The sequence below is a fragment of the Paraglaciecola hydrolytica genome, from assembly GCF_001565895.1.
GTDB classification, from domain to species: Bacteria; Pseudomonadota; Gammaproteobacteria; order Enterobacterales; family Alteromonadaceae; genus Paraglaciecola; species Paraglaciecola hydrolytica.
Genome location: NZ_LSNE01000020.1, coordinates 181,367 through 203,440, shown reverse-complemented (window position 1 = coordinate 203,440; position 22,074 = coordinate 181,367). Strand labels below are relative to the sequence as shown.

The following is a 22,074-nucleotide window of genomic DNA, read 5'->3' as shown; positions in this document are numbered from 1 at the left end:
GGTTATTTTAATCCGCCCAGAGCCGCACGAACATTCGCTGTATTCAAATCACCCAGCTGTGTTTGTGTTAAGGCTATCTTAATTTTTTCTTAGTCATACATTGCAAGGATATTCAATGGCTATCATCGGTCACTTTATAAATGGTCAGTTAACTACACCCCAAGAACGCACGCAAAATGTGTATAACCCTGCAACGGGGGCAGTAGCAAACAGTGTGCTACTGGCATCAAAACAAACGCTCGACGAGGCTATTACGAGTGCACAAGCCGCTTTTCCCGCTTGGCGTAATACGCCGGTTATCAAACGCGCGCGAATTATGTTTAAGTTTAAACAACTCTTAGAAGAACACGCCGAAACAATTGCACAACTAATCGGTCAAGAGCACGGTAAGATTAGTCATGATGCTGCAGGTGAAATTCAAAGGGGCATTGAAAATGTTGAATTTGCTTGCGGAGCGCCGCAATTTTTAAAAGGTGAACACAGTAAAAATGTGGGGCCTAATATTGATTCATGGAGTGAGTTTCAACCACTCGGTGTTGTGACCGGCGTTACACCCTTCAATTTTCCTGCAATGGTACCACTGTGGATGTTTCCGCTGGCCATTGTGTGTGGTAATACCTTCATACTAAAACCTTCTGAACGGGATCCCAGCGCGGCACTGTACATTGCTCAGTTACTAAGTGAAGCGGGGTTACCCAAAGGGGTATTAAATGTGGTCAATGGTGATAAAGAAGCCGTTGACTTATTGTTGACTGATTCTCGCGTCAAAGCGGTGAGTTTTGTTGGATCAACGCCTATTGCTGAGTATGTCTATTCAACGGCGAGTGCAAATGGTAAGCGTTGCCAAGCGCTTGGTGGCGCTAAAAATCACGCGATTGTCATGCCCGATGCCGACATGGATAATGCGGTTAATCAGCTATTAGGCGCTGCCTTTGGCTCTTCTGGCGAGCGCTGCATGGCGCTATCTGTAGTGGTGGCTGTTGGTCAAAAGGCCGCAGACGACTTGGTCGCCAAAATGCAAAAGGCCATGACCAATCTCAACGTTGGCCCCTACGATAAGCCGAGCAATGATTTTGGGCCTTTAATTACCGCCGAACATCGTGCCAAGGTAATTGCTTACATTACTGGAGCTGAGGAGCAAGGCGCTAAAATTGTAGTTGACGGCCGTGATTTAAACGTTAGCGGTCATGAAAATGGATTTTTTGTGGGCGCTACCCTGATAGATGGGGTCACTGCCGACATGGACAGTTATCAAGCTGAAATCTTTGGTCCTGTTCTGCAAGTAATGCGGGTTGATACAATGGAACAAGCGATGCAACTCATTGATGAGCATGAATATGGCAATGGAACCTGCATATTCACTCGAGATGGTGAGGCTGCCCGTTATTTTTCTGACCACATTCAGGTTGGCATGGTGGGTATTAATGTGCCTTTACCTGTTCCGGTGGCGTATCACAGTTTCGGGGGCTGGAAACGTTCATTATTTGGTGATTTACATGCTTACGGACCGGATGGTGTGCGTTTTTATACTAAGCGCAAAACCATAACTCAGCGCTGGCCGTCGAGTGGTATTCGTGAGGGAGTTAGCTTTACTTTTCCATCTTAAATAGTTGTTAAAAATTATTATGGACCATAAGCTTATAATACCTTTTGGTCCAATTACTGTTTACTATCGTTTCTACCGATTATGTTAATTACTTGTCACCAATTTTTATCGATTAGTGGATGGACTATAAACTTACCTGAACTTTGGTATGTTAATGCGTATATTGCATTTTTTAGCACAATCATTTAGCGGTAGCTTCTTCCATAATTTGAAGTCTAAATATGCCTATTTAAACGCAGATATTAATAGCGCATTACCAAAACTATAAGTTCGATGATGCCCAAATAATTTGCTAGCTAGGCCCTTAAACCAGACTAACATGCGTAATATTTACGCCCATTTTCGTCAATAGGCCTTGTTTAATAATCCTGCCTTGATCAATTCTTGTATAAGCGCTTTTAATCAGTATAATACGCGTCCCTCCTTGTTAGTGTTTCAGAATTTTTCCAAAAAAATCTAAAATCTCCCAAGGCTGGTGTAACTGGAATTTAAGCATTTCGCCAAGTGCGAAATAGCAAAAGATTTTAGGGGTGTAGTTCCAATGGTAGAACAGCGGTCTCCAAAACCGATGGCTGGGGGTTCGAATCCCTCCACCCCTGCCATTTAGTTAAAATACAGGTTTAGTTTACTTTACCTGTAAGGTACAAATAGTATACAGAGGTGGAGGGTGAGAACCCCCAAAGGTTTGACAAATCGTCTGGAACGATTTGAACCGCGGAAGCGCCGCTTGCGGTCAGTTGCATGGACGCAACTGAGTTAATCCCTCCACCCCTGCCATTTAAAAAGTAATGGCGATAAGCCTTGCCTCTGGCGGCTTATAAGTCCAAATATATAGCATGAAAATTAGGGTCTAGCATGAGCGAAAACACAGTAAACAATTCCAGTCCATTTGATTTAGTAAAATGGGTGGTTACCTTGGCTTTATTAGTTGGCATAGTGGCAGCCGATTATATTTATGATGATGTGTCGGTATTAATTCGTGCATTAGGCGCAGTTGTCGCTGTTGGTATAGCAGGTTTTATTGCCTCAACCACAGAAAAAGGCAGCGCTTTTATTAATTTTGCTAAAGACGCGCGCATCGAAGTGCGTAAAGTCGTGTGGCCTACACGTCAAGAAAGTACTCAGACAACAATTATTGTGCTGATCGCCACCGCAGTTATTGCCCTATTAATATACTTTATTGATTGGATTATTGTTGAGTTGGTATCGTTTATTACTGGTTTAGGGATTTAAGCTATGTCTGATAAAAAATGGTATGTAGTTCAAGCATTTTCTGGCTATGAAGGTCGTGTTAAAAAAACCTTAGTTGAACACATCAAAATGAATGCGATGGAAGAGCACTTCGGAGACATCTTAGTGCCTACTGAAGAAGTGGTAGAGATGCGTTCTGGCCAACAGCGTAAGAGCGAACGTAAATTCTTCCCTGGTTATGTATTGGTGCAAATGGATATGAATGAAGATTCATGGCATTTAGTTAAAAGTATTCCTCGAGTATTAGGGTTTATTGGTGGTACTTCTGACCGTCCAGCTCCTATTACTACCAAAGAAGCTAATGCTATCTTGAATCGTTTGGAAGAGTCACATGACAAACCTAAACCGAAAACTATGTTTGAACCAGGTGAAGTGGTTAGAGTCACTGAAGGTCCATTCGCTGATTTCAATGGTGTAGTCGAAGTAGTTGACTATGAAAAGAGCCGCCTAAAAGTATCGGTACTTATCTTCGGTCGCTCTACACCAGTAGAACTAGAATTCGGACAAGTGGAGAAGGGGTGAAGCCGGAGTCTTTTTGAAGCGAAGCTTCAACCGGCTGAACGACCGACATGCGACCACCATGGATGGTGGAAGGTAGAATAACGCAGGAGCAGTTATCGAGATGTCGGGCTGGACTTTGCCACAGGATGTGCCCGAAGAGACTGCGTTAGGCGGTCTCTTTTAGTTTAAAAGAGTTAAAAATCCTTTATTGTTACTTGGATATTAAGCTGGACACTGCGCCACGGATGGCGTCGAAGAAATTAAACTAAAAACGTCAAATAGGCGTTTTTGTTGTTTTTAGAGGGAAGCTTATTCTCGGCGTACAAGCAATATCTTTCGCATTTTCATACATTTATCATCACGCTTAATTAACAAGCATAAAAGACTAAAAAGTCAACAATAGGACTTGTGTTACCCTATGTCATCATCTATAATTTGCGACCCTTTTTATGGAACGGGAAGCCGATTGAGTAATCATCCTCAGTGATTACGAGGCGTTTAACCCAAATTTGAGAGTATGAATCATGGCAAAGAAAGTCACTGGCTTAATTAAGCTACAGGTTGCAGCAGGCGCTGCTAACCCAAGTCCACCAGTTGGTCCAGCATTGGGTCAAAAAGGTGTTAACATCATGGAATTCTGTAAGGCATTTAATGCTAAAACTGCAGAAATGGAAAAAGGTTCTCCAGTTCCTGTTGTTATTACAGTTTATGAAGATCGTTCGTTTACCTTTGAAACTAAAACTCCTCCAGCTTCTTATTTATTGAAAAAAGCTGCGGGCATTAAGAGTGGTTCTGGTCGCCCTAACACTGAAAAAGTTGGCAAGGTGACTCGCGCGCAATTAGAAGATATTGCAAAAGCGAAAGAAGCAGATCTTACAGCAGCTAGCTTAGACGCAGCTGTTAATACCATCGCTGGCTCTGCACGCAGCATGGGCCTGGTAGTAGAAGGATAAGACAATGGCTAAATTATCAAAACGTGTGCGTTTAGCACGCAGCAAAGTTGATTCACGTAAAGAATATGGTTTCAATGAAGCAGTTGCTTTGTTGAAAGAATTAGCGACATCTAAGTTTCCTGAAAGTATCGACGTATCTGTTAACTTGGGTATCGATGCACGTAAATCTGATCAAAACGTACGTGGTGCAACTGTACTGCCTAACGGTACTGGTAAAGATGTTCGTGTTGCCGTATTTACACAAGGTGCAAACGCTGAAGCAGCTAAAGCTGCTGGTGCTGACATCGTTGGTATGGAAGACTTAGCTGAATTAGTTAAGAAAGGCGAAATGAATTTTGACGTAGTTGTTGCATCTCCTGATGCAATGCGCGTTGTTGGTATGTTAGGTCAGATTTTAGGTCCTCGTGGCTTAATGCCTAACCCTAAAACCGGCACTGTAACGCCAGACGTTGCGACAGCAGTAAGAAATGCTAAAGCGGGTCAGGTTCGTTATCGTAACGACAAAAACGGTATTATCCATGCAAGCATTGGCAAAATCGCTTTTGGACCACAACAGATCCAAGAAAACCTTAACGCGTTGTTGGAAGCACTTCGTCGTGCTAAACCTTCATCTGCTAAAGGTGTATTTATTAAGAAAGTAAGCTTGAGCACCACTATGGGCGCAGGTATTGCTATCGACCAAGGTAGCCTTCAAGCTAGTCAAGAAGGTTAATCTGGTTGCCCGAACCACGTGGTTCGGGATAGCAAATAAGTGGGTTTGAAATCGACTTATTTGTTCTCTGTAAAGGTTATGGGTTGGAGTCTGGTTTGCTTGCAAACTTAGACTCCCGTCCAAGACCGCAGGCGTAGATTGGTGGAAGAGGTAAGAGAACTTTCGCAGCAACAATCAACTTAAAATAACAGCCTGCGCAGACGGTGATTTCGACTCAGACTCTCTGGGGATACGAACACCGTAGAGCGGTGATATTATCAAAAGTGTAATGCTTTGAAGTAAGGTCATCTATCTGTGAATCCTGAAAATGATATTTCAATTAGAAAGAAATGATTTTTCAGACTTTAAGAGGTGAACACAGTGGCACTAGGTTTAGTAGCAAAGAAAGAGATCGTAGCAGAGATAAACGATGTTGCGTCTAAAGCTCTATCCGTTGCCGTTGCTGAATACCGTGGAATGGGCGTTGGGGAACTGACTGCTCTGCGTATTAAAGCTCGCGAACAAGGTGTGTATTTACGTGTAATTCGTAACACTCTTGCAAAACGCGCTTTAGCAGACAGTAATTTTGCTGATATCGACAGTGCCTTAGTTGGTCCGTTGATTTATGGTTTTTCTATGGATGCACCTGGTGGTGCAGCACGTCTTTTTAAAGACTTTAGTAAAACTAACAACAAACTTAAAGTTACCGCATTGACTATTGGTAGTGGTTTATTGGGTCCAGAGAAATTGGACGCAGTGGCTTCTCTACCTACCCGCGACGAAGCGTTGGCAAGATTACTTGCTACCTTCAAAGCGCCTGTTGGCAAGTTCGTTCAAACAATCAACGAAGTGCCTTCAAAGTTTGCGCGTGTATTGGCGGCGATCAAAGAAACCAAATAATTTGGCTCTTTGTATTTTTAAATTTTAACATTAACCCCAGGAGTTTAGAGAAATGGCTCTAACCAAAGAAGATATCTTAAACGCTATTGCTGAAATGCCAGTAATGGAATTAGTTGAATTAATCGCTGCCGCTGAAGAAAAATTCGGTGTAACTGCGACTGCCGCTGTTGCTGCTGCTGCTCCTGTAGCTGCTGCTGAAGCTGCTGCAGAACAAACTGAATTTGACGTAGTTATGACTGCTTTCGGCGCTAACAAAGTTGCTGTTATCAAAGCCGTACGTGGCGCAACTGGTCTTGGCTTGAAAGAAGCTAAAGACTTAGTTGAAGCTGCTCCTAAAGCGATCAAAGAAGGCGTATCTAAAGCTGACGCTGAAGCACTTAAGAAAGAGCTTGAAGAAGCTGGTGCTACAGTTGAGCTTAAATAATCTGCCTAAACACAGATTATTAGCCTGAAATGGCGTAGGCTGGTGATTGTATAATCACCAGCCTTTTTGCGCTGTAGGATTTGGTATTTTCATCCTTTGATACCGGTTCTAGTTTTGAAGTGCAAATTGTTATCAAACATTAATAAAACCAATAAGTTAAGTAAGCCTCTTAATGAATTTGGTCAATGCGTTGATGACAAGCTTTAAGGATGGTGGAAGTTTGCTTAGTTAGATAAGTCTATCAAGCAAGTTGGGTCAAAAATCGGCAGGCTGAGGAACCCATGGTTTACTCTTATAGCGAAAAGAAACGTATCCGTAAGGATTTTGGCAAACGCCCACAGGTATTGGAAATACCGTATCTACTTTCAATCCAATTAGATTCTTTTAAGAAATTTATAGACCTCGATACCGATGGTCAACATGGACTGGAAGCAGCATTTCGATCAGTTTTCCCAATAAAAAGTTACTCTGGTAACGCTGAATTGCAATATGTAAGTTACCGTTTAGGTGATCCCATTTTTGACGTTAAAGAATGTCAAATTCGTGGTGTTACTTATTCTGCACCTTTACGTGTTAAGTTACGTTTAGTGTTATTTGACAGAGAAGCCGCACCAGGCACTGTTAAAGACATTAAAGAGCAAGAAGTCTACATGGGCGAAATTCCGCTTATGACTGATAACGGTACATTTGTTATCAACGGGACTGAGCGCGTTATTGTGTCGCAATTGCACCGTTCTCCAGGCGTGTTCTTCGATCACGACAAAGGCAAAACTCACTCATCAGGTAAAGTGTTGTATAACGCTCGCGTTATCCCATACCGTGGTTCGTGGTTAGACTTTGAATTTGACCCTAAAGATAACCTTTTTGTACGTATCGATCGTCGTCGTAAATTACCAGCGACTATTATTTTACGTGCATTGGAAATGGGAACTGAAGAAGTTCTTGATTTGTTTTTCGAGAAAAACCAAGTTCGCATTACCGAAGATAAATATTTATCTGACATCGTTCCAGACCGCTTACGTGGTGAAACGGCTCAGTTTGATATACTTGATGCTAAAGGCAATGTGTTGGTTGAAACCGGCCGTCGTATTTCTGCCCGTCATACTCGTGCTTTAGAAAAAGCCGGTATTACTGAGCTAGAAGTACCCGCAACTTATTTAGTGGGTCGTGTTTTTGCAAAAGATTATGTCAATAAAGAAACAGGTGAAATCATTGTTACTGCTAACGATGAATTAACCCTAGAAAATCTAGAAGAAATCAAAGAAGCCGGATTTACCAGTTTTGATACGCTTTATATCAACGAACTGGACCACGGTGCTTACATCTCAGACACATTGAGAATCGATAGTTCAACTAACAAGCTAGAAGCCTTAGTTGAAATCTATCGTATGATGCGCCCTGGTGAGCCACCGACTAAAGATGCTGCTGAAACCTTATTCAATAACTTGTTCTTCTCTTCAGATAGATATGACTTATCTTCTGTAGGTCGCATGAAGTTTAACCGTCGTTTAGGACGTGAAGAACTGACTGGTGAAGGCACGTTAAGTAAAATGGATATCGTTGCAGTTATCAAACAGTTGATCACTATTCGTGACGGTAAAGACGAAGTTGACGATATTGACCATTTAGGTAACCGTCGTATTCGTTCTGTTGGTGAGATGGCTGAAAACCAATTCCGTGTTGGTTTAGTGCGTGTTGAACGTGCCGTTAAAGAGCGTTTAAGTTTAGGTGACTTGGATGCGGTTATGCCGCAAGACTTGATCAATGCTAAGCCTATTTCTGCTGCGGTTAAAGAGTTCTTCGGCTCAAGCCAATTGTCACAGTTTATGGATCAAAACAACCCCTTGTCTGAAGTGACGCACAAACGTCGTATTTCAGCTTTAGGACCGGGCGGTTTGACTCGTGAACGTGCAGGCTTTGAAGTACGTGACGTACATCCGACTCACTATGGTCGTGTATGTCCTATCGAAACGCCAGAAGGTCCAAACATCGGTTTGATCAACTCTTTGGCAAGTTTCGCCCGTACTAACGATTTTGGTTTCTTAGAAACGCCTTATCGTAAAATTATTGACGGTGTAGTGACTGACGAAATCGATTATTTGTCAGCCATTGAAGAAGGCCAGTTTGCTATCGCTCAGGCTAACGTAGTGTTAGATGAAAATGGTAAATTAGCTGAAGATTTGATCCCTTGTCGTTTCCGTGGTGAAACCACATTAATGCAGAGCTCTGATATCACCTATATGGATGTATCACCTCAGCAGATCGTATCTATCGCTGCCAGTATTATTCCGTTCCTAGAACACGATGATGCAAACCGTGCATTGATGGGTTCAAACATGCAACGCCAAGCTGTACCTACTTTACGTGCTGATAAGCCTTTAGTTGGTACTGGTATGGAAAAAACCGTTGCTGTTGACTCAGGTGTAACTGTTGTTGCTAAACGTGGTGGTTCAGTTAGCTACGTTGATGCAAGCCGTATCGTTATCAAGGTTAATGAAGAAGAGATGACAGCCGGTGAAGCCGGTATCGATATCTACAACTTAACTAAATATACCCGTTCTAACCAGAACACCTGTATCAACCAACGTCCAAATTGTAATGTTGGTGAGCCAGTTGTAGCCGGCGACGTATTAGCAGATGGTCCATCTACTGATATGGGCGAGTTGGCACTAGGGCAAAATATGCGTATCGCATTCATGCCTTGGAATGGTTATAACTTCGAAGACTCAATCTTGATTTCAGAGCGTGTAGCGATGGAAGACAGATTCACCTCTATTCATATTCAAGAACTAAGCTGTATCGCTCGTGATACTAAGCTTGGGCCAGAAGAAATCTCTGCTGATATCCCCAATGTTGGTGAGTCTGCACTAGGTAAACTGGATGAATCAGGTGTTGTCTATATTGGCGCTGAAGTTAAAGGTGGCGACATCCTAGTGGGTAAAGTAACCCCTAAAGGTGAAACCCAACTGACGCCAGAAGAGAAACTATTACGAGCCATCTTCGGTGAAAAAGCCTCTGACGTTAAAGATACTTCATTACGTGTACCTAACAGTGTGCACGGTACCGTTATCGACGTTCAAGTATTCACCCGTGATGGTGTAGAAAAAGACAAACGTGCTCGCGAAATTGAAGATATGCAATTACGTGAAGTTAAAAAAGACTTAGGTGATGAATTCAATATTCTAGCCGATGGTATTTTTTCACGTGCTAGAAACGTATTGACCAGAGCCGGTATTGACCAAGCTAAACTTGATGGTCTACCCCGTGAAAAATGGTTCGATATCACCCTTAAAGATGATGATGTGCAAACTGAGTTAGATCAGATTGCTGAACAACATTCTGAAATCAAAGCTGACTTTGATACTAAGTTTGAAGCTAAACGTCGTAAAATCACCCAAGGTGATGACTTGGCTCCAGGTGTACTTAAAATTGTTAAAGTATATCTGGCGGTTAAACGTCATATCCAACCTGGTGATAAAATGGCCGGTCGTCACGGAAACAAAGGTGTTATTTCAACCATTAAACCAGTTGAAGATATGCCATATGATGAAAACGGTACGCCGGTAGACATCGTATTGAACCCATTGGGCGTACCTTCGCGTATGAACATTGGTCAGGTATTGGAAACTCACCTTGGTATGGCGGCAAACGGAATCGGTGTCAAAATCGACCGTATGCTTAAAGAACACGAGCAAATGAGTAAGCTACGTAGCTTCTTAAAAGAAGTTTACAGTGCCGGTAAGTCACATCAAGAAGTAGACCTAGATAGTTTCAGCGATGACGAAATCAATCGTTTAGCGAATAACTTGCGTAAAGGTGTACCGATGGCGACGCCAGTATTTGACGGTGCTACTGAAGCTGAAATCAAACACATGTTGACCCTTGCTGATCTGCCCACTAGTGGCCAAATCACCTTGTTTGACGGTCGTACTGGTCGCGCATTTGAGCGTCCTGTAACGGTAGGTTACATGTACATGCTGAAACTGAATCACTTAGTCGACGACAAAATGCATGCTCGTTCTACTGGTTCTTACAGTTTGGTAACGCAACAGCCGTTAGGTGGTAAAGCACAGTTTGGTGGTCAACGTTTTGGTGAGATGGAAGTATGGGCACTTGAAGCTTATGGTGCCGCTTATACCTTGCAAGAAATGTTAACCGTTAAATCCGATGACGTGAATGGCCGTACCAAAATGTATAAAAACATTGTGGATGGCGATCATCGTATGGAGCCAGGTATGCCGGAATCCTTCAACGTATTGTTGAAAGAAATCCGCTCACTCGGTATCAACATCGAATTAGAAGAGCAATAAACTGCTCTTACTGAGCTGATAGACAGGATAGTCCAGCACGTTGTGCTGGACATTTGCAACTGACTCCGCTGGGAGAGAAATGTGAAAGATTTATTAAAGTTTCTTAAGCAACAAAATAAGACTGAAGAGTTCGACAATATCAAAATAGGCCTTGCCTCGCCTGATATGATACGTTCATGGTCTTTTGGGGAAGTTAAGAAGCCCGAAACAATCAACTATCGTACCTTTAAGCCTGAGCGTGACGGTTTATTCTGCGCGCGTATTTTCGGGCCGGTAAAAGATTATGAATGTTTATGTGGTAAATATAAGCGCCTAAAACATCGCGGTGTTATCTGTGAAAAATGTGGCGTAGAAGTGACATTGACCAAAGTACGTCGTGAGCGTATGGGTCACATCGAACTTGCCAGCCCAGTCGCACATATTTGGTTCCTAAAATCATTACCGTCTCGTATCGGTTTGATGTTAGACATGACCTTACGTGACATTGAGCGAGTATTATATTTTGAATCATACGTGGTATCAGAACCAGGTATGACGACGCTTGAGCGCAGCCAACTTCTCAACGAAGAAGAATATTTGGATGCCTTAGAAGAGCACGGTGACGAGTTTGAAGCGAAGATGGGTGCCGAAGCAGTTTATGAATTGCTAAAAGCCTTAAACGTGGATGCCGACGTAGCCTCAATGCGTGAAGAATTGCCAAGTATTAATTCTGAAACCAAGCGTAAAAAGATCACTAAACGCCTTAAACTGCTTGAGTCTTTCCAACAGTCTGGTAACAAGCCAGAGTGGATGATTATGACAGTACTGCCAGTATTACCACCGGATTTACGTCCTTTGGTACCACTTGATGGTGGTCGTTTTGCTACTTCAGATCTAAACGATTTATATCGCCGTGTCATTAACCGTAACAACCGTTTGAAACGTCTCTTGGATTTGGCTGCGCCAGATATCATCGTTCGTAACGAAAAACGTATGTTACAAGAAGCGGTAGATGCTTTGTTAGATAACGGCCGTCGTGGTCGTGCAATTACTGGCTCTAACAAACGTCCTCTTAAATCTTTGGCCGATATGATCAAAGGTAAACAAGGTCGTTTCCGTCAAAACTTATTGGGTAAACGTGTAGATTATTCAGGCCGTTCGGTTATTACCGTTGGTCCTACACTACGTTTACATCAATGTGGTTTACCTAAGAAAATGGCACTTGAATTATTCAAGCCGTTTATCTACGGAAAGTTAGAAGGCCGTGGTTTAGCTACTACTATCAAAGCGGCTAAAAAGTTAGTTGAACGTGAAGATCCAGAAGTATGGGATGTATTAGATGAAGTAATCCGTGAACACCCGGTATTACTTAACCGTGCACCAACACTTCACAGATTAGGTATTCAAGCGTTTGAACCTACCTTAATTGAAGGTAAAGCCATTCAATTGCATCCATTGGTGTGTGCGGCTTATAACGCCGACTTCGATGGTGACCAAATGGCGGTACACATTCCATTAACTATCGAAGCTCAGTTAGAAGCTCGTGCGTTAATGATGTCAACCAACAACATCTTATCTCCAGCTAATGGTGAGCCAATCATCGTTCCTTCACAGGACGTTGTAATGGGTCTGTACTACATGACTCGTGACCGTGTAAATGGTCGTGGTGAAGGTATGGTATTTACCAGTCCCCATGAAGCTGAAAAAGCTTATCGTACCGAAGCGGCTGAATTGCATGCTCGCGTAAAAGTACGTATTACTGAATATGATGTTGATGCTGATGGCAATAAAACTGAAAAAGTAACCTTAACGGATACCACAGTTGGCCGTGCAATCTTATCGTTGATCCTACCAAAAGGTTTACCTTTTGAAACCATCAACCAAGCCATGGGTAAAAAAGCGATCTCACGTTTACTAAACGTTTGTTATCGTACTCTAGGTTTGAAAGATACGGTTATTACTGCTGACCAAATCATGTATACCGGTTTCCACTACGCGATGATCGCAGGTGCGTCTGTTGGTATTGATGACATGGTTATTCCTGATGCCAAAAAAGATATCATCGAAGAAGCAGAAGCTGAAGTTCGTGAAATCCAAGAGCAATTCCAATCAGGTTTAGTAACAGCCGGTGAGCGTTACAACAAAGTAATCGATATTTGGTCAAATGCTAACGAACGTGTAGCAAAAGCCATGATGACAAACCTATCAACTGAAAAAGTCATGAACCGTGATGGAGTAATGGAAGAACAAGCATCTTTCAACTCTGTGTTTATGATGGCTGACTCTGGTGCTCGTGGTAGCGCCGCGCAGATACGTCAGTTGGCTGGTATGCGTGGTCTGATGGCTAAACCTGATGGTTCAATCATCGAAACACCAATTACTGCAAACTTCCGTGAAGGTTTGAACGTACTTCAGTACTTCATCTCAACTCACGGTGCACGTAAAGGTTTGGCCGATACTGCACTTAAAACAGCTAACTCGGGTTATTTGACTCGTCGTCTAGTAGACGTTGCGCAGGATTTGGTTATTAACAACCTAGACTGTGGCACTTTCGAAGGTGTCAAAATGACTCCGTTAATCGAAGGTGGTGACGTAGTAGAACCATTGCGTGAACGCGTATTGGGTCGTACAGTTGCTGAAGACGTAGTTAAACCAGGTTCTGATGAAATCCTTGTTGAACGTAACGTATTGTTAGATGAAGCTTTGGTTGACATGTTAGAAGCCAACTCGGTTGACATGATCATGGTTCGCTCGGTTATCACTTGTGAAAATGACTTTGGTGTTTGTGCCAAGTGTTATGGTCGTGATTTGGCCCGTGGACACATGGTTGGCTTCGGTGAAGCTGTCGGTGTTATCGCAGCTCAATCAATCGGTGAGCCAGGTACACAGTTAACGATGCGTACCTTCCACATTGGTGGTGCGGCATCGAGAGCCTCTGCTGAAAACAGCGTACAAGTTAAAACGACGGGTACTCTTAAGTTACATAACGCTAAGTTTGTACGTAATACTGATGACAAAGTGGTTATCGTATCGCGTTCAACTGAGATCACCATTATTGATGATCAAGGTCGTGAAAAAGAGCGTTATAAAGTACCTTACGGCGCCATCTTGACTGTTAATGATGGTGCTAAAGTCACTGCTGGCGAGATCGTCGCTAACTGGGATCCGCATTCACATCCAATCGTTACTGAACGTGCTGCAAAAATCTCTTTTGCTGACATCGATGATAGTAATACTGAGATGCAACAAGATGAGTTGACAGGTTTGACCCGTATCGTGGTTAACGACTTGTCTAAGGCTAATGCGAAAGAGCCTAAACTTATTCTTGAAAGCGACGAGTTTGGTTTACAAGAAATCCGTCTGCCTAGTTTTACCACCATTGAAGCCACAGATGGCATGATGGCTAAACCTGGTGATGTGTTGGCGCGTATTCCTCAAGAAAGCTCAAAAACACGCGATATTACCGGTGGTTTACCACGTGTTGCCGACTTGTTCGAAGCTCGCCGTCCGAAAGAACCAGCTATCCTTGCGGAAGTGTCTGGTATGATCGGTTTTGGTAAAGAGACTAAGGGCAAAAAACGTTTAGTGATAACTCCTAAAGAGGGCGAGCCCTATGAAGAGATGATCCCTAAATGGCGTAACCTCAACGTATTCGAAGGTGAAAACGTTGAAAAAGGTGAAGTTATTGCTGACGGTCCAGAGTCACCCCATGACATTCTACGTTTACGTGGCATCTCTGCGGTGTCTAACTACATTGTTAACGAAGTACAAGAAGTTTACCGCTTACAAGGCGTAAAAATTAACGATAAGCACATCGAAGTGGTCATCCGCCAAATGTTGCGTAAGTGTATGATTACCTATTCAGGTGATACAAACTTCTTAGAAGGTGAGCAAGTAGAAGTTTCTAACGTTAAAATCGCTAACCGTGAAATCGAAAAGCAAGGAAAAATCCCTGCCAAGTATGAAACCCAATTATTGGGTATCACCAAAGCGTCGTTGTCGACTGAATCCTTTATTTCAGCGGCATCTTTCCAAGAAACAACCCGTGTTCTTACTGAAGCAGCAGTACAAGGTAAAGAAGATGAGTTACGTGGCTTGAAAGAAAACGTTATCGTTGGACGCTTGATCCCAGCTGGTACTGGTTTTGCGTATCATCAAAAACGTGCAGCAAATAAATTGGCCGCACGTTACCCAGAGCCTTCTGTTTCAGCTTCTGATGCAGAGTTAGCTTTGAGTGAAGCGTTAAATGCAGAGGTTAATGAATCCTCTGAAATTGACGAATAAAAAATAAGATCAAATTTGATCTGTAAGTAAAATGAAGCCCTTAAACCCATATTAAATGCGGTTTAAGGGCTTTCTTACTTGACAGCTAGGGTATTGATCATTAGACTTCCGCGACCCAAAATTAGGTAGCCCTATGGTTATCCAATGATGGGAGCGGATTTTTCGCGTTTTATACCCCAAGGGGTTAATCAGTCGTAATTTTAATCAGGAGCTAGTTAATGGCAACAGTTAACCAGTTAGTGCGCAAGCCACGCCAAGCACCAGTGACGAAGAGCAACGTCGCAGCTTTGCAAGCTTGTCCACAACGTCGTGGCGTATGTACTCGTGTATATACCACCACACCAAAAAAGCCGAACTCTGCATTACGTAAAGTATGCCGTGTTCGTTTAACCAACGGTTTTGAAGTTTCTTCTTATATCGGCGGTGAAGGTCATAACTTACAAGAGCACAGTGTTGTTCTTATTCGTGGTGGTCGTGTTAAAGATTTACCAGGTGTGCGTTATCACACTGTGCGCGGAACATTAGACTGCGCTGGCGTGACCAAACGTAGACAAGCCCGTTCTAAGTACGGCGCAAAAAGGCCGAAGTCTTAACGGTTCTCCGTTAGTAAGGCCAAACTAAGTATTAATTGAGTTTTGGGATATCCCTGAAAATTCTACGGAGAGTTGAAGATGCCAAGAAGAAGAGTTGTAGGTCAACGAAAAATCCTACCAGATCCTAAGTTCGGATCACAGTTACTAGCTAAATTTATGAATGTCGTGATGTTAGACGGCAAAAAATCGACTGCTGAAAAAATCGTTTACGGCGCATTAGAAATTGTTGCGCAAAAAGCTGGCAAAGCACAGCTAGACGTATTTGAAGATGCACTAGACAACATCCGCCCTACGGTTGAGGTTAAATCTCGTCGTGTTGGTGGTTCTACGTACCAAGTACCAGTAGAAGTTCGTCCAGTTCGTCGTAATGCGCTAGGTATGCGTTGGTTAGTAGATGCTGCTCGTAAGCGTGGCGAAAAATCAATGGCTCAACGCCTTGCAGCTGAAATGCTCGACGCTGCTGAAAACAAAGGCTCTGCGGTTAAGAAACGTGAAGACGTTCACCGTATGGCTGAAGCAAACAAAGCCTTCGCTCACTACCGCTGGTAATAAGAGAAAGCTATGGCTCGTATTACGCCCATTGGTCGTTATCGAAATATTGGTATCGTGGCTCACGTTGATGCGGGTAAAACCACAACAACTGAGCGCGTGCTGTTCTACACCGGTGTATCTCACAAAATAGGTGAAGTACATGACGGTGCTGCCACCATGGATTGGATGGAACAAGAACAGGAACGCGGCATTACTATTACGTCGGCAGCGATTACCTGCTTTTGGGCAGGCATGGATAAACAATACGAGCAACATCGTATAAATATCATAGACACGCCTGGACACGTTGACTTCACTATTGAAGTTGAGCGGTCTTTGCGTGTGCTTGATGGTGCCGTGGTAGTTTTTTGCGGCTCATCAGGTGTAGAACCTCAGTCAGAAACAGTGTGGCGTCAAGCTAATAAATACCACGTTCCACGTATTGTATTTGTTAACAAGATGGACAGAGCTGGAGCGGACTTTAAACGTGTTATCAAACAGATTCGTACTCGTTTAGGTGCCAATTGTGTGCCTATTCATTTGAATATTGGTGCAGAAGAGACCTTTAAAGGTGTCATCGACCTAATCAAGTTTAAAGCGATTAACTGGAGTGATGCCGATCAAGGTATGACCTTTAGTTATGAAGCTGTACCAGCTGAGTTAGTTGAGCAAGCGAAAGCAATGCGTATTGACTTAGTCGAGGCAGCCGCCGAAGCAAACGACGAATTGATGAACAAGTATTTGGAAGGTGAAGAACTTTCTGAAGAAGAAATCAAATTTGGTTTGCGTAAGCGTACTTTAAACAACGAAATTGTATTGGCAACCTGTGGTTCTGCCTTTAAAAATAAAGGTGTTCAAGCCGTACTCGATTCTGTTATCGAATATTTACCCTCACCGGTAGATGTACCCGCTATTAAAGGTATTCTCGATGATAAGGACGAAACGGAAGGTGAAAGGCCTGCAGACGATGATGCCCCCTTTGCGGCATTAGCGTTTAAAATTGCCTCAGATCCTTTTGTCGGTACCTTGACCTTTTTCCGTTGTTATTCTGGTGTAGTTAACACTGGTGACGCGGTATATAACCCAGTTAAAGCCAAACGTGAACGTTTTGGACGAATAGTGCAAATGCACGCGAAAGACCGTGAAGAACTTAAACAGGTTCGAGCAGGAGATATCGCAGCAGCTATTGGTTTAAAAGATGTCACCACTGGCGATACCTTATGTGATCCAAACCACATAATCACCCTTGAACGTATGGAATTTCCAGAACCGGTTATTTCTATTGCTGTTGAAGCACGTTCGCAAGCTGATCAAGAAAAGATGGGCATTGCCTTAAGTAAATTAACGGCGGAAGACCCCTCATTCAAGGTCAAGACAGATGAAGAGACTGGCCAAATCATTATCTCAGGTATGGGGGAATTACACCTCGATATCATCGTTGATCGCATGAAACGCGAATTCAATGTAGAGTGTAATGTAGGTAAACCACAAGTCGCCTATCGCGAAACTATTCGCTCTAAGGTGGATGTGGAAGGTAAATTTATCCGTCAATCGGGTGGTAAAGGCCAATATGGTCACGTTTGGTTAACGATTGAACCTCAAGAAGAAGGTGCTGGATACAAATTTATTAACGCTGTTGTAGGTGGTACGGTTCCTAAGGAATATATCCCCGCAGTTGATAAAGGTATTCAGGAACAGTTGCAAAATGGTGTGTTAGCAGGTTATCCGGTGCTTGATGTTAAAGTAACCTTGTTTGATGGCTCATATCATGATGTTGACTCTTCGGAAATGGCGTTTAAAATCGCTGGTTCAATGGGTTTCAAGAATGGTGCAGCGTTAGCGAATCCGGTATTGCTTGAACCAACAATGAAAGTTGAAGTCACCACACCAGAGGATTGGATGGGTGATGTGGTGGGTGATTTAAATCGCCGCCGCGGAATGATTGAAGGCATGGATGACGGTTTAGCTGGAATAAAAATAATTCATGCTAAAGTGCCATTGTCGGAAATGTTTGGTTATGCTACTGCACTGCGTTCTGCTACTCAGGGCCGTGCGTCATACTCAATGGAATTTTTTAATTACGCAGAAGCGCCCAATAACGTAGCTAAAGCTATTATTGACGCTAGACACTCTTAATAATGAAGGTCTGGTCCGGTTATCTATATTAATAGGGGCCGGACTTTTAACTTAGGAAAATGGTAAAATGGCAAAGTCAAAATTTGAACGTACAAAACCGCACGTAAACGTAGGTACTATCGGCCACGTTGACCACGGTAAAACCACCTTAACTGCAGCGATCACCACTGTATTGGCAAAAACCTACGGCGGTACTGCGAAAAACTTCGCAGCCATCGACAACGCTCCTGAAGAGCGTGAGCGCGGTATTACTATCAATACCTCACACGTAGAATACGATACTCCTAAGCGTCACTACGCCCACGTAGACTGTCCTGGACACGCCGATTATGTTAAAAACATGATCACTGGTGCTGCTCAAATGGACGGCGCTATCTTGGTTGTTGCTGCAACTGATGGTCCTATGCCACAAACGCGTGAGCACATCTTGTTAGGCCGTCAGGTTGGCGTACCTTATATGATCGTTTTCATGAACAAATGTGACATGGTAGACGACGAAGAATTATTAGAATTAGTTGAAATGGAAGTTCGTGAGTTATTAACTGAATATGACTTCCCTGGCGACGATTTACCAGTAATCAAAGGTTCAGCGCTTAAAGCTCTTGAAGGCGACCCAGCATGGGAAGCAAAAGTAATCGAATTGGCTGAAGCTCTAGATGCTTATATCCCAGAGCCAGAGCGTGCGATTGACCGTCCGTTCATCCTTCCTATCGAAGACGTATTCTCAATCTCAGGTCGTGGTACTGTTGTAACAGGCCGTGTTGAGCAAGGTATCGTTAAAGTAGGTGAGCCAGTAGAAATCGTAGGTATCAAAGCCACAACGACAACGACCTGTACTGGTGTAGAAATGTTCCGTAAATTGCTTGACGAAGGTCGTGCTGGTGAAAACGTAGGTGTGTTACTACGTGGTACTAAGCGTGAAGACGTAGAGCGTGGTCAAGTATTGTGTAAGCCTGGTTCAATCAAGCCACACACCACGTTTGAAGCTGAAGTTTACGTCTTGTCTAAAGACGAAGGTGGCCGTCATACGCCATTCTTCAAAGGTTACCGTCCACAGTTTTACTTCCGTACAACTGACGTAACAGGTGCTGTTGAGTTACCAGAAGGCGTAGAAATGGTAATGCCTGGTGACAACCTTAAATTTGTTGTTACGTTGATTCACCCAATCGCGATGGACGAAGGTTTACGCTTCGCAATCCGTGAAGGTGGACGTACAGTAGGTGCTGGCGTAGTAGCTAAAATCATTGCTTAATAGCTGATTTAACTCACGTTCTAAAAAAGGTCACTTCGGTGGCCTTTTTTTATGGCTTTCAACTATTGCGCGCTGGCGAATGGATACCTACGTGAGAAAAAGTTTCGAGAGAAGGTTGAACGTGTGAAACGCGGCCCCGAAGGGGCGTAGGCTAGGATGCCCGGAGTAAGTTTGTGGTTCCGTAGGCGTGAGCACTCAGTGTGGTGCACCCCATGTGGGGCATCCCATGCGGGGCATCCAATGCGGGGCATCCCATGCTGCTGTAGTAGCTAAAATCATTGTTTAATAGCTGATTTAATTAACGTTATAAAAAGGTCACTTCGGTGGCCTTTTTTTATCACTATAAATAGCTGTGAAGTTTACAAACAAGTAAAGTGCGAACATTTATTTTGTTTCTAAAATGTTGATTTATATACATTATTGTAACAAATTGGACCTTTTGGTCCGGATTATTGCAAAAAAATGGTAATATTCTTAATAATGCTCAAGGGTGACTTTACAGTTGCTGTAGCATTTATCATTATGCAGTTGAGGGGACAATAATGAACAACAGGATGTTGTAATTTACGCGCTTAACTTAGACTTTGCTCTTCGTTTTTATTCGCAACTTACTGTTTGATGGCATAAATAATGATAAATACTTTTTCAATTAGACAAAAAATTCTTTTAACCCTAATTCTTTTTGTAATGCTAACTGCGATGCTGGTCGGTACGGTGAGTATGTTGACGGCAAAATCCAGTATTGAAAATCGAGTCTTAAAATCTGAGTTGCCAACTACAGTTGAAAAAATTGCTGAAAATATTGATAGCGATATCGTATTAATGCAGGTTATAGCTCGCCAAATCGCCACTGATGAGCATATTCACCAGTGGGTAAATGGCGTGCGAGATAACGCAGGTGAAGCTTTATTAGTGAGAAAATTAAAAGCCGTCGCTGTGGCTAACCAATTAAGTGCGGTATCTTTTGCAGACAAAAATACCGCTGATTATTGGAATCAAGATGGCTTCTTGCGTCGTTTAAAACAAGATAATGCTGATGGTTGGTATTACAACTATACGGCAAGTGGCAAAGAGTACATGGTGAGTGTGTATCGTGACCCAAACACAGGTAAAACTGATTTATTTGTTAATTATCAACAGCCCAATGGCCAAGGTTTGTCAGGTACAGCTAAGTCTTTCAAATCTGTTGTTGATATGCTGGCAAGCTTCCAATTGGAACAAAGTGGCTTTGTTTATTTGGTGGATGGTAGCGGTGCTGTGCAGTTACACAAAGACAGTTCGGTGGTGGGGCAAGCCAGCTTAACAACTTTATTCGATGCTACTACCAGCGCGGTATTATTAAATAAGCAAAAATTCAACATGTCAGTGATAGACAAAAACGGACAGCGCTTTTTACTTGCTTCTAGTTTTATTCCAAGTATGGGCTGGTTTGTTGTAGCTGAAGTACCATACGATGAGATGTTCAGTAGTTTAACAAGTGCTACTTGGCAAATTTTACTTTGGTCCTTATTCATTGCGTTACTGGCTTCTATAGTGGCTTGGTTTATTGCAGGAACAGTGACCCGTCCTATTAGCCAGCTTGCCGAAGTTTTCAGTCAACTAGGGCAGGGCAATGCAGATCTTTCTTATCGTTTACCTCAAGATGGTCAAAAAGAAATAGCGGTTGTCGCTATTGGCTACAACAACTTTATTCAGAAGCTAGAGGACTTGTTTAATCAAATTGCCCGCAGCGGTGAGGAGTTAAGGGGAGTCGCAACCTTGCTCAAGCGTGATGCTGATCAAACAAAAAAGAGTGTAGAGGACAGCGCTCAAAATACTCAACTAATATCTAATGCTTTAGAAAAAGTCAGTGCCAGCGTGGTGATGGCGGCGAGTAATGCGACTGATGCCGCTAAAGTGGCGGATCAAATTAGTGGCGACGGCAAGGTCATTACCGACGTCATTCATAGTACCCAAATTGACATAAAGCAGCTAGCTGAAAAGATTAACGACGTAGCCAAAGTTATAACTTCTCTAACGAACAATACGGAGACAATCGCTAAAGTGCTTGAAACCATTCAGGCCATTTCAGATCAAACTAACTTATTGGCGTTAAATGCAGCGATAGAAGCAGCTCGGGCTGGCGAGCAGGGGCGCGGTTTCGCCGTAGTAGCTGAAGAGGTGCGTAATTTAGCTCGCAGAACGGCTGATTCCACTCACGAAGTCCAAGATATCATGGAAGAATTAAAGCGAACTTCAGGTTCTGCTACCACTGAAATCGCCCAGATCATTCAGCAGTCACAAACGACCTCTACATCAATTAGTCAGGCAGAAAAAATATTGTTGGAAAATCAGCAGCATTTTGTCCAAATTTCACAAACGAATAAAACAGTGGCGGTGGCCACAAACGAACAATCGGAAAATATCGAATCCATAAATATAAAAATGGCGGATATTCGTTACAGTGCACAGCAAAATGTACAAAACGTGCAACAAATTGCAGATCAAACGAATAGCTTGAATCAGTTAGCGGAGAAGTTAGATAGTTTGATTAGTTTGTATCAACGTCATTAAAGGCAAAAACTATCTATCAAAGTTAGCATTACGTATCCAAATACAAAGTGATAAATATTTTATTGTTTGAAAATTGAACTGTTTACTTTTATCGATTATGGTGGATTAAC

14 protein-coding genes and 1 tRNA gene are annotated in these 22,074 nt (G+C 42.8%); all 15 read left to right on the top strand.

The features are described from left to right. The first annotated feature begins 115 nt into the window (after positions 1-115). The 15 genes from AX660_RS22425 (at position 116) to AX660_RS22355 (ending at position 21,964) form a co-directional block, all read left to right on the top strand. On the top strand, positions 116-1,606 hold the full coding sequence (locus tag AX660_RS22425; protein WP_068382359.1) for a CoA-acylating methylmalonate-semialdehyde dehydrogenase: 1,491 nt from the start codon (positions 116-118) through the stop codon (positions 1,604-1,606). A gap of 526 nt (positions 1,607-2,132) precedes the next feature. Continuing rightward, a tRNA-Trp gene (locus AX660_RS22420) sits at positions 2,133-2,208 on the top strand. A 253-nt stretch (positions 2,209-2,461) separates the two neighbouring features. Further along, positions 2,462-2,839 (top strand): preprotein translocase subunit SecE, encoded by a 378-nt coding sequence (gene secE / locus AX660_RS22415; protein ID WP_068382357.1) that lies wholly within the window; start codon positions 2,462-2,464, stop codon positions 2,837-2,839. 3 nt (positions 2,840-2,842) lie between these two features. Continuing rightward, positions 2,843-3,379, top strand: coding sequence for a transcription termination/antitermination protein NusG (gene nusG / locus AX660_RS22410; protein WP_068382355.1), 537 nt, complete (start codon positions 2,843-2,845; stop codon positions 3,377-3,379). 503 nt (positions 3,380-3,882) lie between these two features. Next, positions 3,883-4,311, top strand: coding sequence for a 50S ribosomal protein L11 (gene rplK / locus AX660_RS22405; protein ID WP_068382353.1), 429 nt, complete (start codon positions 3,883-3,885; stop codon positions 4,309-4,311). A gap of 4 nt (positions 4,312-4,315) precedes the next feature. Further along, positions 4,316-5,023, top strand: coding sequence for a 50S ribosomal protein L1 (rplA, locus tag AX660_RS22400; protein WP_068382351.1), 708 nt, complete (start codon positions 4,316-4,318; stop codon positions 5,021-5,023). A 360-nt stretch (positions 5,024-5,383) separates the two neighbouring features. Next, positions 5,384-5,902: a 50S ribosomal protein L10 gene (gene rplJ, locus AX660_RS22395; RefSeq protein WP_068382348.1), complete on the top strand. Its 519-nt coding sequence runs from the start codon at positions 5,384-5,386 to the stop codon at positions 5,900-5,902. Positions 5,903-5,954: 52 nt separating this feature from the next. After that, positions 5,955-6,326: a 50S ribosomal protein L7/L12 gene (gene rplL, locus AX660_RS22390; protein ID WP_068382346.1), complete on the top strand. Its 372-nt coding sequence runs from the start codon at positions 5,955-5,957 to the stop codon at positions 6,324-6,326. A gap of 281 nt (positions 6,327-6,607) precedes the next feature. Beyond that, the gene (gene rpoB, locus AX660_RS22385) at positions 6,608-10,636 is read left to right on the top strand and encodes a DNA-directed RNA polymerase subunit beta (RefSeq protein WP_068382344.1); all 4,029 of its coding nucleotides are present in this window, start codon (positions 6,608-6,610) and stop codon (positions 10,634-10,636) included. An 81-nt stretch (positions 10,637-10,717) separates the two neighbouring features. Continuing rightward, positions 10,718-14,899, top strand: coding sequence for a DNA-directed RNA polymerase subunit beta' (gene rpoC, locus AX660_RS22380; protein ID WP_068382342.1), 4,182 nt, complete (start codon positions 10,718-10,720; stop codon positions 14,897-14,899). 218 nt (positions 14,900-15,117) lie between these two features. Further along, on the top strand, positions 15,118-15,492 hold the full coding sequence (rpsL, locus tag AX660_RS22375) for a 30S ribosomal protein S12 (RefSeq protein ID WP_068382340.1): 375 nt from the start codon (positions 15,118-15,120) through the stop codon (positions 15,490-15,492). A gap of 78 nt (positions 15,493-15,570) precedes the next feature. Next, positions 15,571-16,041, top strand: coding sequence for a 30S ribosomal protein S7 (gene rpsG / locus AX660_RS22370; RefSeq protein ID WP_068382338.1), 471 nt, complete (start codon positions 15,571-15,573; stop codon positions 16,039-16,041). A 12-nt stretch (positions 16,042-16,053) separates the two neighbouring features. Further along, entirely contained in the window at positions 16,054-18,159 is a 2,106-nt protein-coding gene (fusA, locus tag AX660_RS22365; protein WP_068382336.1) for an elongation factor G, read from the top strand. A 67-nt stretch (positions 18,160-18,226) separates the two neighbouring features. Then, on the top strand, positions 18,227-19,411 hold the full coding sequence (gene tuf / locus AX660_RS22360; protein ID WP_068382334.1) for an elongation factor Tu: 1,185 nt from the start codon (positions 18,227-18,229) through the stop codon (positions 19,409-19,411). A gap of 630 nt (positions 19,412-20,041) precedes the next feature. Further along, positions 20,042-21,964, top strand: a complete 1,923-nt coding sequence (locus AX660_RS22355; protein ID WP_235594816.1) for a methyl-accepting chemotaxis protein — start codon at positions 20,042-20,044, stop codon at positions 21,962-21,964. The last annotated feature ends 110 nt before the right edge of the window (positions 21,965-22,074 follow it).